This is a genomic window from Streptomyces sp. NPDC012510, assembly GCF_042955065.1.
Classification (GTDB): domain Bacteria; phylum Actinomycetota; class Actinomycetes; order Streptomycetales; family Streptomycetaceae; genus Streptomyces.
Genome location: NZ_JBIBEN010000009.1, coordinates 64215 through 76293 on the forward strand (window position 1 = coordinate 64215; position 12079 = coordinate 76293).

Here is a 12079-nt window from a genome sequence, read left to right on the forward strand (position 1 = left end):
GATGAAGTCCCGGTCGATGTGACCCAGCCGGACGATCTCGTGGAGCAGGGCATTCAACGCGAAAACGTCCGGGCCGGCCCACGAGGGGCCGACCCGGACGCCGTGATCGAGACGATCAGACCAGGTCGAAGCGGTCCAGGTCGGAGACCTTGGCCCAGGCCGCGACGAAGTCCTTCACGAACTTCTCCTTCGCGTCGTCGCTCGCGTAGACCTCGGCGAGGGCACGGAGCTCGGAGTTGGAGCCGAAGACGAGGTCGGCACGGGTGCCGGTCCACTTGACCTCGCCGGAGTCCGCGTCACGGCCCTCGAAGAGGGTCTGGTCGGCGGACGTGGACTTCCAGGTCGTGCCCAGGTCGAGCAGGTTGACGAAGAAGTCGTTGGTGAGCACGCCCGGGGTGTCGGTGAAGACGCCGTGCGCGGACTGGGCGTGGTTGGCGCCCAGGACACGCAGACCACCGACGAGGACCGTCATCTCGGGGGCGCTCAGCGAGAGCAGGTTCGCCTTGTCGAGCAGCAGGTACTCGGCGGGGAGGCGGTTGCCCTTGCCCAGGTAGTTGCGGAACCCGTCGGCCGTCGGCTCCAGCGCGGCGAAGGACTCCACGTCCGTGTGCTGCTCGGTCGCGTCCACGCGGCCCGGGGTGAAGGGCACCTCGACGTCGTGGCCGGCGTCCTTGGCGGCCTTCTCGACCGCGGCGGCACCGCCGAGGACGATCAGGTCGGCCAGGGAGACCTTCCTGGCGCCGGCGTTGAACTCGGCCTGGACGCCCTCCAGGACGCTCAGGACGTGACGCAGCTCGTCCGGGTTGTTGACCTCCCAGCCGCGCTGCGGCTCCAGACGGATACGGGCGCCGTTGGCGCCGCCCCGCTTGTCACTGGCGCGGAAGGTGGAGGCCGACGCCCACGCGGTGGACACGAGCTGGGAGACGGTCAGACCGGAGGCGAGCAGCTTGGCCTTGAGCGCCGCGATGTCGGCGGCGTCGATGGCCTCGCCCTCGGCCTGCGGCAGCGGGTCCTGCCAGATCAGCGTCTCCGCCGGGACCTCCGGGCCGAGGTACAGCGACTTCGGGCCCATGTCACGGTGGGTCAGCTTGAACCAGGCGCGGGCGAAGGCGTCCGCGAACTGGTCCGGGTTCTCGTAGAAGCGGCGCGAGATCTCCGCGTAGATCGGGTCGTAGCGGAGCGACAGGTCGGTGGTGAGCATCGTGGGGAGGCGCTTCTTCGACGGGTCGTGCGCGTCGGGGATGATCGCCTCGGCGTCCTTGGCCACCCACTGCTTGGCGCCGGCCGGGGACTCCGTCAGCTCGTACTCGTACTCGAAGAGGTTCTTGAAGAACCCGTTGCTCCACTGGGTCGGCGTGGCGGTCCAGGTGACCTCCAGACCGGAGGTGATGGCGTCGCCGCCCTTGCCGGTGCCGTGGGTGGACTTCCAGCCGAGGCCCTGCTCCTCCATGGAGGCGGCCTCGGGGTCGTTGCCCACCGCGTCGGCCGGGCCGGCGCCGTGGGTCTTGCCGAAGGTGTGGCCACCGGCGATGAGGGCGACGGTCTCCTCGTCGTTCATCGCCATACGACGGAAGGTCTCGCGGATGTCGCGGGCCGCGGCGAGCGGGTCCGGGTTGCCGTTCGGGCCCTCCGGGTTGACGTAGATGAGGCCCATCTGGACGGCGCCGAGCGGGTTCTCCAGCTCGCGGTCGCCGGTGTAGCGCTGGTCGTCGAGCCAGGTGGTCTCGGGACCCCAGTAGACGTCCTCGTCGGCCTCCCAGACGTCGGCACGGCCGCCGCCGAAGCCGAAGGTCTCGAAGCCCATCTGCTCCAGGGCGACGTTACCGGTGAGGATCATGAGGTCGGCCCAGGAGATGGACTGGCCGTACTTCTTCTTGACCGGCCACAGCAGACGGCGGGCCTTGTCGAGGTTGCCGTTGTCCGGCCAGCTGTTCAGCGGCGCGAAGCGCTGCTGACCGCGACCGCCGCCACCACGGCCGTCGCTGATGCGGTACGTACCGGCGCTGTGCCAGGCCATGCGGATCATCAGCGGGCCGTAGTTGCCGAAGTCGGCCGGCCACCAGTCCTGCGAGGTGGTCAGCACCTCGGCGATGTCCTGCTTCACCGCCGCGAGGTCGAGGTTGTTGAACGCCTCGGCGTAGTCGAACTTCTCACCGAGCGGGTTCGCCACGACGGGGTCCTTGGCGAGGATCTTCAGGTTGAGCCGTTCCGGCCACCACTGACGGTTCCCGCCGCCCTGGGTCGGGTGCGCGGCGCGCCCGTGGGCGACCGGGCAGCCTCCCGTCTCCTCGGGCTTCGCGTCCGTGACGATCGCGTCGTGGTTCTCAGTCATGAGAGTCCTTCCGGGGGTGGATCACAGTGCTGAACTGCTGACTTCGGAACACGCGGGGCACAGGCCCCAGTAGATGACCTCGGCCTCGTCGATCGCGAAGCCCTGGTCGTCGGAGGCGGTCAGGCACGGGGCATGCCCGACCGCGCAGTCGACGTCGACCACAGCACCGCACGAGCGGCACACGAGGTGGTGGTGGTTGTCCCCGACACGACCCTCGTACAGGGCCGGACTGCCGGGGGGTTCGATACGGCGTACGAGGCCGGCGTCGGCGAGCGCGTTCAGCGCCTCGTACACGGCTTGGAGGGAGATATGGCCGACACGATCGCGTACGCCCGAGGCGATCGCTTCGACGCCGAGATGGTCGCCGTGCCGGACGGTGTCCAGCAGCGCGACGCGCGCGGCCGTCACCCGCAGGCCGGCACCACGCAGCTCATCGGCGGTGTTCGGGGGCTGGGACGCGGTCATGGCGAACAACCTACCGCCATAAACACGAATAGTTCAAGAAAACGAAGAGCCCAAGTTTGCTGACCTCTCCGACACGTCCGTGACCGCACGGCGACTCGTTCGCGCCAACGAGGTCAGGCGTGCCTGGTCACGGGGCGAGCACGCCCGGGGCGCGGCTTCTCCGGGCGAAAAGGCCGACCGCGCCGCCCGGCGCACCGCCCGGCGCGCCGCCATGGCCCGGGGAGGAACAGGACGACGGTCGCGGTGTCGGAGGGTGGCCCGAACCGGCGGATCCAGGGTGCATCCGGAACGGAGCGGGTACCCGGGAACGTGTTCCGAGCCGGCTGCCCGGCGCACCGCTCCGGCATCCTCCCGGTGAAGGAGGTGGCCTCGGATGGCCCCCACCGAGCACGCGCGCACCACCAGGCGTACCCGCAAGGCCGAGCGCGCTCGAACCGCTGAAGGCGCCGGCCCCACGAAGCGTGGTCGCCCGGCCGAAGCCGTCGACCGAGGCCCCCAGGGCTACGACGCCGAGCCGTATCTGCCGAGCAGTGGCGGTCTCGCCGCCCACCGCCGGGCAGCGGCCGACTGCCGTGGCTGCCCCCTTCACGAGGACGCCACCCAGACGGTCTTCGGCAAGGGGAACGAGTCCGCGCGGATCCTTCTGGTCGGTGAACAGCCGGGCGATCAGGAGGACCGCCAGGGCGAGCCCTTCGTCGGCCCCGCCGGTCGGCTGCTGCGGCGGGCGCTGGATGAGGCCGGGATCGACATGGACACGGCCTATGTGACCAACGCCGTCAAGCACTTCAAGTTCACCCGGCCCCAGGGCGGCGGAAAACGCCGCATCCACAAGGCGCCCGACCTGCGCGAGGTCGCGGCCTGCCACCCGTGGCTGCGCGCCGAGCTGCGTCTGGTGCGTCCCGAGGTCGTGGTGGCCCTCGGCGCGACCGCGGCCAAGGCGCTGCTCGGCAACTCCTTCCGGGTCACCAAGGACCGCGGCGCCCTGCTGCCCCTGCCCCCTGACGGACCGAGGACCGCGGCGGCGGACGACCGTCCCTACGCGGTCGCCACGCTCCACCCCTCGGCCGTGCTCCGCGCCGACGACCGCGAGGGCGCCTACGCGGGGCTGGTGTCGGATCTGAGGGTGGCCGCCGAAGCTTTGGCCAAGACTGTGCCGTGACGGCCGGGTGCACGCGCCCACGGACGTCCACGGTTCTCCGGGGTGACTACGCCGCGCTGAGGCTACGGCTTGCGCGCCACCCCGCCGAAGCAGTCCACCTCCCACGGCTCGGCGGAGCCGGTCCGCTCCGCCCGCCACCGGGCCACGGACACGAGTCCCGGCTCCAGCATCTCCAGGCCGTCGAAAAAGCGGGTGAGCTGCTCCGGCGAGCGGTTGACACGCGGGTTGTCGCTCGCCTCGTTCCAGTGCTCGACCATCGCCCGCATCGCTTCCGGCCGGTACACCTCCGTGCTGTCGCCCAGCACCAGATGGCTGCCGGAGGGCAGGGCGTCGAGAAGCCGGGCGACCACGCCGTACACGCTCTCGTCGGGCACATGGGCGGTGATGCCGAGCAGCACGAGGCCGACGGGGCGGGTGAGGTCCAGGGTGACGGCGGCGCGTTCGAGGATGGTGTCCGGTGCGCGCAGGTCGGCGTCGATGAAAGCGGTGGCCCCCTCGGGCGTACTGGTGAGCAGCGCGTGGGCGTGGGCGAGGACGGTCGGGTCGTGGTCGACGTAGACGACCCGCGCGTCGACGGCCAGGCGTTGGGCCACCTCGTGCGTGTTGTCGACCGTGGGCAGCCCGGTGCCGATGTCGAGGAACTGGCGTAAGCCCACCTCCTGGGTCAGATGAGTGACCGTGCGGCGCAGGAACGCCCTCTGGGTGCGTGCGATGTCGACGATCTGGGGGTTCATCCGGCGTATCTCGTCACCGACCTGCCGGTCGATCTCGTAGCAGTCCTTGCCGCCGAGCCAGTAGTTCCAGATCCGGGCGGAGTGCGGCACGTCGCTGTTGATCATCGGACGGTCAAGTGGCATGAGAAATCCCCGTGTTGATGTGTGCAGTCGCCACTCAACCTAACAAGATCGCCACGTGGGTGATCGAGGAACGCCTCCGGGGCGACCGTCCACCGCCGAGAACCGGCCGACCTCGCCTCCGCCGTGGTGGGACGACGATTCCCGGACGAACGGGACCGTACGGATGCGCTCGGACGGCTACGGGCGCCGTCCGACTACCGGTCCGGCGCCCGGGGGGGGGGGGGGGGGGGGGGGGGGGGGGCGGGGGCGGGGGGGGGGGGGGGGGGGGGGGGGGGGGGGGGGGGGGGGGGGGGGGGCGGGGCGCGCGGGGGGCCCGCCGGGGCGGCGCGCCCCCCCCCGCGCCCCGCCGCCCGCCCGCCCCCCCCCCCCCCCCCCCCCCCCCCCCCCCCCCCCCCCCCCGGCGCTGTTCAGTCCACGCTCCCCGTCACCAGCACCACCTCCAGCGTGCGCGGGCCGTGCACGCCCTCCACCCGGTCCAGCTCGATGTCGCTGGTGGCGGACGGGCCGGAGATCCAGGTCAACGGGCGGGTCGGGTCGAGCCGTTCGAGGGCCTGCGGCACCGAGGAGACGACCTGTTCCGGTACGCGTACGACGCAGATGTGGTGGTCCGGCACGAGGGTGATCCGGCGGCGGCCCTGGTCGGGGGAGCCGTCGAGGACGATGGTGCCGGTCTCGGCGACGGCGAGGGCGCAGGCGGTGACGACACTGTGGACCTCGTCCAGCTCGTGCGCGGTGCTCTCCGCACGGTCCGGTACACGGGTCACGTCGGCCGCACCCGCCAGCCACGCCGCCTCCAGCCCCGGCGGCACGAGCACCGTCTTCGAACCGTGAGCGCGCAGGAGTCCGGCGACGAGGCCGGCGAGCCCGTCGTCATCCGTGCGGTGCACGATCGCCCGGTAGTCCGCCAGGTTCTCGGCCAGCAGATCCACCGTCTCCGCGGCGCTCCGCCCGCCGTGTTCACGGAGGTATTCCCGGTCAACCGCCTGGTCGTACGGCCTGTCGTCCCGTCGTACGTCGGCGAGCGCGCGCCGCACCCGGCCCAGGATGAGATCCCTGCTGCTCACTTGCCGCTGTCCTTTCCGCCATCGGTGCGTCCGCCATCGGTGCGTCCGCCATCGGTGCGTCCGCTGTCCGTGCGTCCGCCGTTCGTCCGCTGCCACCAGTCCCGGAACGGCTCGGCCGGCAGCGTGGGAAGGTCGCGACTTGCGCTCCACGCCTTGCCTGGGCCGGGCAGCGTACGGGGATGGAGGCGGCGGGTGCGGGACGCGAGCCGCTGCCCGGTGCGCAACGCGCCGGGCCGGCCGAGCGCCCAGCGTGCCGCGCGCATCGCCGCCCGCTCGGCGGCGTGCCCCTTCGCGGGCTTGAGCACGACCTTGCGGCCCTTCTCCGTCGCGGGACCGCCCTGCACGACCCGCTCCCGCAGATGCACCAGCACCTCCGGGATGTCGATGGCCACCGGGCACACCTCGTAGCAGGCACCGCACAGCGACGAGGCGTACGGCAGTGAGGAGTCGATCTCGCTGGCCGTGCCCCGGAGCTGCGGACTGAGGATGGCGCCGATCGGGCCCGGGTACACCGAGCCGTACGCGTGGCCGCCCGCCCGCTCGTACACCGGGCAGACGTTGAGACACGCCGAGCAGCGGATGCAGCGAAGGGCCTGACGGCCTACCTCGTCGGCCAGCGTGTCGGTGCGGCCGTTGTCGATGAGGACGAGATGGAAGGTGCTCGGCCCGTCCTCGTCCGTGGTGCCGGTCCAGGTGGAGGTGTACGGGTTCATCCGCTCGGCCGTCGAGGAGCGGGGGAGGGTCTGCAGGAAGACCTCCAGGTCCTGCCAGGTCGGCACGATCTTCTCGATACCGACGACCGAGATCAGGGTCTCCGGCAGGGTGAGGCACATCCGGCCGTTGCCCTCGGACTCCACGACGACCAGGGTTCCGGTGTCGGCGACCATGAAGTTGGCGCCGGAGACGCCGACCTTGGCACGCAGGAACTTCTCCCGCAGATGCAGCCGCGCGGCCTCCGCCAGCTCGGCCGGCGTGTCGGACAGCCCCTCGGGGGCCGGGCGGCCCCACTCGCTCATCTCCCGGGCGAAGATGTCCCGGATCTCGCCCCGGTTGCGGTGGATCGCGGGGACGAGGATGTGCGACGGCCGGTCCTTGCCCAACTGCACGATCAGTTCGGCGAGATCGGTCTCGTAGGCGTGGATCCCCTCGGCCTCCAGCGCCTCGTTCAGCCCGATCTCCTGCGTCGCCATCGACTTGACCTTCACGACCTCCGTCTCACCGGTCGCCTTGACGAGGTACGTCACGATCCGGTTGGCCTCGTCCGCGTCGGCGGCCCAGTGGACCGTGCCGCCCGCAGCGGTCACGGACTCCTCCAACTGCACCAGGTACCGGTCCAGATGACGGAGCGTGTGGTCTTTGATCTGCTTGCCGGCCTCGCGCAGCGCGGCCCAGTCGGAGACCTCCGCGACCGCGTTCGCGCGTTTGGCGCGGATGGTGTGGGTGGCGTGCCGGAGGTTCCGGCGCAGCGTCGTGTCGTGCACGGCCTCGTGCGCGGCCTTGGGAAACGCCGGCATCCCGACGAACGTCCCGCTCATGCGCGCCCCCCGACCCTCGTGACAGTCCTGTCCGTACGACGGCTCATGCCGGCGGCTCCTCTTCCGTGCTCGCCAGGATCTCCGCGATGTGGACGGGCCGCAGGGCCGTCCGCAACCGGGTCATCGTGCCGCCGATGTGCATCAGGCAGGAGTTGTCGGCGGCGCACAGCACCTCGGCACCCGTCGACTCGGCGTTGCGCACCTTGTCAGCGCCCATCGCCGCCGAGACATCGGAGTTCTTCAGGGCGAACGTGCCGCCGAAGCCGCAGCACTCCTCGGCGCCGGGCAGTTCCACCAGCTCCAGGCCCTTCACGGCCTGGAGCAGCCGCCGGGGCCGCTCGCCGAGGCCGAGGCCACGCAGCCCGTGGCACGTCGGGTGGTAGGTCACCTTGTGCGGGTAGTACGCGCCGACGTCCGTCACCCCCAATACGTCCACCAGGAACTCCGTCAGCTCGTACGTCTTCGGCACGACCGGTGCCAGGGTCCGCGCGAGCGTGTCCCCGCGCCCCTCCGTCCGTGCCCTCTCGCCCATCCGGGGATACAGCTCCCGCACCATCGCCCCGCAGGAACCGGACGGCGTCACAATCGCCTCGTACTCGCGGAATACATCGGAGAACTGGCGGGCCAGTGGCTCGGCCTCCCTGCGGTATCCGGTGTTGTAGTGCGCCTGCCCGCAGCAGGTCTGGCCCATCGGGAAGTCGACGTCGACACCCAGCCTGGTCAGCAGTTTCACCACTGCGCGGCCGGTGTCCGGATAGAGCGTGTCGTTGACACAGGTCAGGAACAGAGCGACACGCATCGCGGCTCCTTGGGATAGGTCATCGGATGAGTGCAGGGTACGACGCGGAGTGGGCGGAGGGCGAGAGGCCCCCCGCGTCGACTACGGCCATGGAACCGCGCGCCGATCAGGCACGGAACCCCCTCGCCGATCACGGCACGGCAGCCCCGCGCGTCGATGGGCGGACAGGGAAACCCGCGCCGGTCGACGGTGGGGACAGCCCCCGCGCCGGTCGACGACGAGGGCGGCACCGTCGTCGATCCACGGCGGGGCGTGTCCCGCCGACCGATGGGCGCGGGGGCCGGCCTCGTTCACCGTGCGGTGAGCCGGCTTTCCGCCGCGCGCCAGGCCGCCGGGTCGCCCTGCGGCTCGTACCGCACCAGTGGCTGGGTGCGGGCGAGGAGGCCCCGCATCGAGGCCCGGTCGCCCACCAGACCGTGGGTGCGGGCCTGGACGAGGACGTTGCCCAAGGCCGCCGCCTCCGCCGGCCCGGCCACCACCGGCAGTCCGCAGGCGTCGGCGGTGAGCTGGCAGAGCAGGGCGTTGCGGGTGCCGCCGCCGACGATGTGGACGACGTCCACGGGATGGTCGGCCAGCGCCTGGGCCTCGGTGACGGCCCGCCGGTGGGCGAGGGCGAGGGAGTCGAGAATGCAGCGGGTGACCTCGGCGGGCGTCCCGGGCACGGGCTGCCCCGAATCCCGGCACGCCCCGGCGATCCGCTCCGGCATCCGGCCGGGCGCGAGGAACACCGAGTCCCCGGCGTCCACGACCGACCGCAGCGCGGGCACCGTCGCGGCGGCACGCAGCAGTTCACCGAGATCGGGGTCCCCCCACTCCCGTACGCACTCCTGGAGCAGCCACAGACCCATGATGTTCCGGAGGTAACGGACCGTGCCGTCGAGCCCCAGCTCATTGGTGAAGTTGGCCGTCCGGCTCGCCTCGGTCAGCACCGGCGCCTCCAGCTCCAGGCCGGCCAGCGACCAGGTGCCCGTACAGATGTACGCGAACCGCTCACCGGTGGCCGGGACCGCCGACACCGCCGAAGCGGTGTCGTGCGACCCGACCGTCGTCACCGGAACCGGGCCGGAGAGCCCCGTGGCCTCCAGCACCTCCGGTCGCAGCAGGCCCGCCGGGTCACCGGGCTGCCGCAGCGGTGCGAACAGGCCGAGATCGATGCCCAGCCGGTCCGCGACGTCCTGCGACCAGTCACGGGTCCGGGGGTCGATCAGCTGCGTCGTGGAGGCGTTCGTCAGCTCGGTACCCATCTCTCCCGTCAGCCAGTACGCCAGCAGATCGGGAATGAGCAACAGCCGTTTCGCGTAAGCCAGTTGGGCGGACGACCGGGCGGCGACCAGTTGGTACAGCGTGTTGAAGGGCGCGTACTGCAACCCGGTCGCCGCGTACAGCTCGGCGGCGGGCACGGTGGCCCACACCTTCTCCGCGACACCCTCGGTGCGGGCGTCCCGGTAGTGCACCGGGTTGCCCAGGAGGGCGCCGTCACCGTCGAGCAGCCCGTAGTCGACGGCCCAGCTGTCGATGCCGACGGAGTCGACCTGCCCGGCCGCCTTCAGCCCGTCGAGCACCCCCGCGTACAGCGACAGGACGCCCCAGCGCAGCCCCTCGGGCGTCCGCACCGGCCGGTTCGGGAACCGGTGGGCCTCGATCAGCTCCAGCGAGTCCCGCCCCGCACGGCCGACCATGACACGCCCGCTGGACGCACCGAGGTCGACCGCCGCGTACGACTTCACGGACCCGCTCCCGTTCGTGCTCATCGGAGGAAGGCGGCGGCCACGCCGGCGTCGACCGGGACGTGCAGACCGGTGGTGTGCGTCAGCTCCCCGCCGGTCAGCGCGAACACCGCGTTGGCCACGTGCTCCGGCAGCACCTCACGCTTGAGGATGGTCCGCTGGGCGTAGAACTCGCCCAGCTTCTCCTCCTCGATCCCGTAGGTCGCCGCGCGCTGGGCGCCCCAGCCCGCCGCGAAGATCCCGGAGCCCCGCACCACGCCGTCGGGGTTGACCCCGTTGACGCGGATGCCGTGCTCACCCAGCTCGGCGGCCAGCAGCCGCACCTGGTGGGCCTGGTCGGCCTTGGTGGCGGAGTAGGCGATGTTGTTGGGGCCGGCGAAGACGGCGTTCTTCGAGGCGATGTAGACGATGTCGCCGCCCAGGCCCTGCGCGATCATGACCCGGGCCGCCTCACGCGACACCAGGAACGACCCACGGGCCATGATGTCGTGCTGCAGATCCCAGTCCTTCGCCGACGTCTCCAGCAGCGGCTTGGAGATGGAGATGCCCGCGTTGTTGACGACGAGATCGACACCGCCGAAGGCGAGCGCGGCGGCCTTGAAGGCCTCCCCGATCTGCCCCTCGTCCGTCACGTCGACGGTCACGGCGACGGCCTTGTCGGCCCCGCCCAGCTCCTCGGCGACGGCGACGGCGTTCTCGGCGTTCAGATCGGCGACGACGACACAGGCCCCCTCGGCCACCAGCCGGTGCGCGATGGCCTTGCCGATCCCGCTCCCCGCACCCGTGACGAGCGCGACCCGCGTCGCCAGCGGCTTCGGCTTCGGCATCCGCTGGAGCTTGGCCTCCTCCAGCGCCCAGTACTCGATGCGGAACTTCTCCGACTCCTCGATCGGCGCGTACGTCGACACCGCCTCGGCGCCGCGCATCACGTTGATCGCGTTGACGTAGAACTCGCCCGCCACCCGAGCGGTCTGCTTGTCCTTGCCGAAGCTGAACATGCCCACACCCGGGATCAGCACGATCGCCGGGTCGGCGCCGCGCATGGCGGGCGAGTCGGGCTCGGCGTGCCGCTGGTAGTAGGCGGCGTACTCCTCGCGGTACTCGGCGTGCAGCTCCTTCAGCCGGGCGATCGCCGCGTCGAGGCCGGCGGTCGGCGGAAGATCCAGCACCAGCGGCCGGACCTTCGTACGCAGGAAGTGGTCGGGGCAGGAGGTTCCCAGGGCGGCGAGCCGCGGGTGCTCGGCACGCGCCAGGAAGTCGAGCACGACCTCCGAGTCGGTGAAGTGCCCGACCTGCGGCTTGTCCTGGGAGGCGAGGGCCCGCACGTACGGCGCCAACGCGGCCGCCCGCTCCCGGCGCTCCGCGCCCTCCGGCGCCGTGTATCCCTCGAGGAGGGGCCCGAACGGCTCGGCCTTCCCCTGCTCGGCGAGGAACCGCTCAGCCGTACGAATGATGTGCAGCGAGTTCTTCTCGCACTCCTCGGCGGTGTCGCCCCAGGCGGTGATCCCGTGCCCGCCGAGTACACAGCCGATGGCCTGCGGGTTCTCCCGCTTCACGGCGGCGATGTCCAGCCCGAGCTGGAACCCGGGCCGTCGCCACGGCACCCACACCACGCTGTCCCCGAAACACTCGGCGGTCAGCTTCTCCCCGTCGGCCGCACAGGCGAGCGCGATCCCGGAGTCGGGGTGCAGATGATCCACGTGCGCGGCATCGACCAGCCCGTGCATGGCGGTGTCGATCGACGGCGCCGCACCGCCCTTTCCGTGCAGGCAGTAGTCGAACGCGGCCACCATCTCGTCCTCGCGCTCCACCCCCGGGTACACGTCGACGAGCGCCCGCATCCGGTCCAGCCGCAGCACGGCCAGCCCGGCCTCGGTCAACGTGTTCAGGTCGCCCCCGGACCCCTTCACCCACATCAGCTCCACATCACCCCCGGTGACGGGATCGGTGTCGGTGCCCTTGGCGGACGCGTTGCCACCGGCGTAGTTGGTGTTCCGCGGATCGGCACCGAGCCGACGAGAACGAGCCAGCAGAGCGGCGGCTTCGGGATGGGTTGCCATGTGCGATCAATCCTTACGGTGACGTGTAAGTAAGAGGGGGAGGGGATACAGCGCCCCTTCCATCACGAGGGGGACTGCGGC

At 71.4% G+C, this 12079-nt stretch carries 9 protein-coding genes; 1 reads left to right on the forward strand and 8 read right to left on the reverse strand.

Features of this window, described 5'->3' with window-relative positions:
- Window positions 1-115: 115 nt before the first annotated feature.
- Window positions 116-2332, reverse strand: a complete 2217-nt coding sequence (katG, locus tag ACFY9I_RS18550) for a catalase/peroxidase HPI (RefSeq protein WP_391002826.1) — start codon at window positions 2330-2332, stop codon at window positions 116-118.
- Between the two features lie 21 nt (window positions 2333-2353).
- The gene (locus tag ACFY9I_RS18555; RefSeq protein ID WP_391002828.1) at window positions 2354-2797 is read right to left on the reverse strand and encodes a transcriptional repressor; all 444 of its coding nucleotides are present in this window, start codon (window positions 2795-2797) and stop codon (window positions 2354-2356) included.
- Window positions 2798-3170: 373 nt separating this feature from the next.
- Here ACFY9I_RS18555 and ACFY9I_RS18560 point away from each other — a divergent pair, with 373 nt between their 5' ends.
- A complete protein-coding gene (locus tag ACFY9I_RS18560) occupies window positions 3171-3956 on the forward strand; it encodes a UdgX family uracil-DNA binding protein (protein ID WP_391002830.1) in 786 nt (261 codons plus the stop codon).
- Window positions 3957-4018: 62 nt separating this feature from the next.
- Here the strand turns inward: ACFY9I_RS18560 and ACFY9I_RS18565 are convergent, their stop codons facing one another.
- The 6 genes from ACFY9I_RS18565 to ACFY9I_RS18590 form a co-directional block, all read right to left on the reverse strand.
- Window positions 4019-4813 carry an SAM-dependent methyltransferase gene (locus tag ACFY9I_RS18565; protein WP_391002832.1) on the reverse strand — a complete coding sequence of 265 codons (795 nt, stop codon included), beginning with the start codon at window positions 4811-4813 and terminating at the stop codon, window positions 4019-4021.
- Window positions 4814-5220: 407 nt separating this feature from the next.
- On the reverse strand, window positions 5221-5877 hold the full coding sequence (locus ACFY9I_RS18570) for an LUD domain-containing protein (RefSeq protein WP_391002833.1): 657 nt from the start codon (window positions 5875-5877) through the stop codon (window positions 5221-5223).
- Entirely contained in the window at window positions 5874-7412 is a 1539-nt protein-coding gene (locus ACFY9I_RS18575; protein WP_391002835.1) for a LutB/LldF family L-lactate oxidation iron-sulfur protein, read from the reverse strand. The genes ACFY9I_RS18570 and ACFY9I_RS18575 overlap by 4 nt, the downstream gene beginning before the upstream one ends.
- Window positions 7413-7455: 43 nt before the next feature.
- Window positions 7456-8211 (reverse strand): heterodisulfide reductase-related iron-sulfur binding cluster, encoded by a 756-nt coding sequence (locus ACFY9I_RS18580; RefSeq protein WP_391002837.1) that lies wholly within the window; start codon window positions 8209-8211, stop codon window positions 7456-7458.
- A 290-nt stretch (window positions 8212-8501) separates the two neighbouring features.
- On the reverse strand, window positions 8502-9962 hold the full coding sequence (locus tag ACFY9I_RS18585; RefSeq protein ID WP_391002839.1) for an FGGY-family carbohydrate kinase: 1461 nt from the start codon (window positions 9960-9962) through the stop codon (window positions 8502-8504).
- Window positions 9959-11998, reverse strand: a complete 2040-nt coding sequence (locus ACFY9I_RS18590; protein WP_391002841.1) for a bifunctional aldolase/short-chain dehydrogenase — start codon at window positions 11996-11998, stop codon at window positions 9959-9961. The genes ACFY9I_RS18585 and ACFY9I_RS18590 overlap by 4 nt, the downstream gene beginning before the upstream one ends.
- Window positions 11999-12079 lie beyond the last annotated feature (81 nt).

Bases quoted from the DNA above. Each gene is read 5' to 3' on its own strand.
- ACFY9I_RS18585 (WP_391002839.1), bottom strand. From the start codon at position 9,962: ATGAGCACGAACGGGAGCGGGTCCGTGAAGTCGTACGCGGCGGTCGAC.
- ACFY9I_RS18575 (WP_391002835.1), bottom strand. From the start codon at position 7,412: ATGAGCGGGACGTTCGTCGGGATGCCGGCGTTTCCCAAGGCCGCGCAC.
- katG (WP_391002826.1), bottom strand. From the start codon at position 2,332: ATGACTGAGAACCACGACGCGATCGTCACGGACGCGAAGCCCGAGGAG.
- ACFY9I_RS18580 (WP_391002837.1), bottom strand. From the start codon at position 8,211: ATGCGTGTCGCTCTGTTCCTGACCTGTGTCAACGACACGCTCTATCCG.
- ACFY9I_RS18590 (WP_391002841.1), bottom strand. From the start codon at position 11,998: ATGGCAACCCATCCCGAAGCCGCCGCTCTGCTGGCTCGTTCTCGTCGG.
- ACFY9I_RS18560 (WP_391002830.1), top strand. From the start codon at position 3,171: ATGGCCCCCACCGAGCACGCGCGCACCACCAGGCGTACCCGCAAGGCC.
- ACFY9I_RS18555 (WP_391002828.1), bottom strand. From the start codon at position 2,797: ATGACCGCGTCCCAGCCCCCGAACACCGCCGATGAGCTGCGTGGTGCC.
- ACFY9I_RS18565 (WP_391002832.1), bottom strand. From the start codon at position 4,813: ATGCCACTTGACCGTCCGATGATCAACAGCGACGTGCCGCACTCCGCC.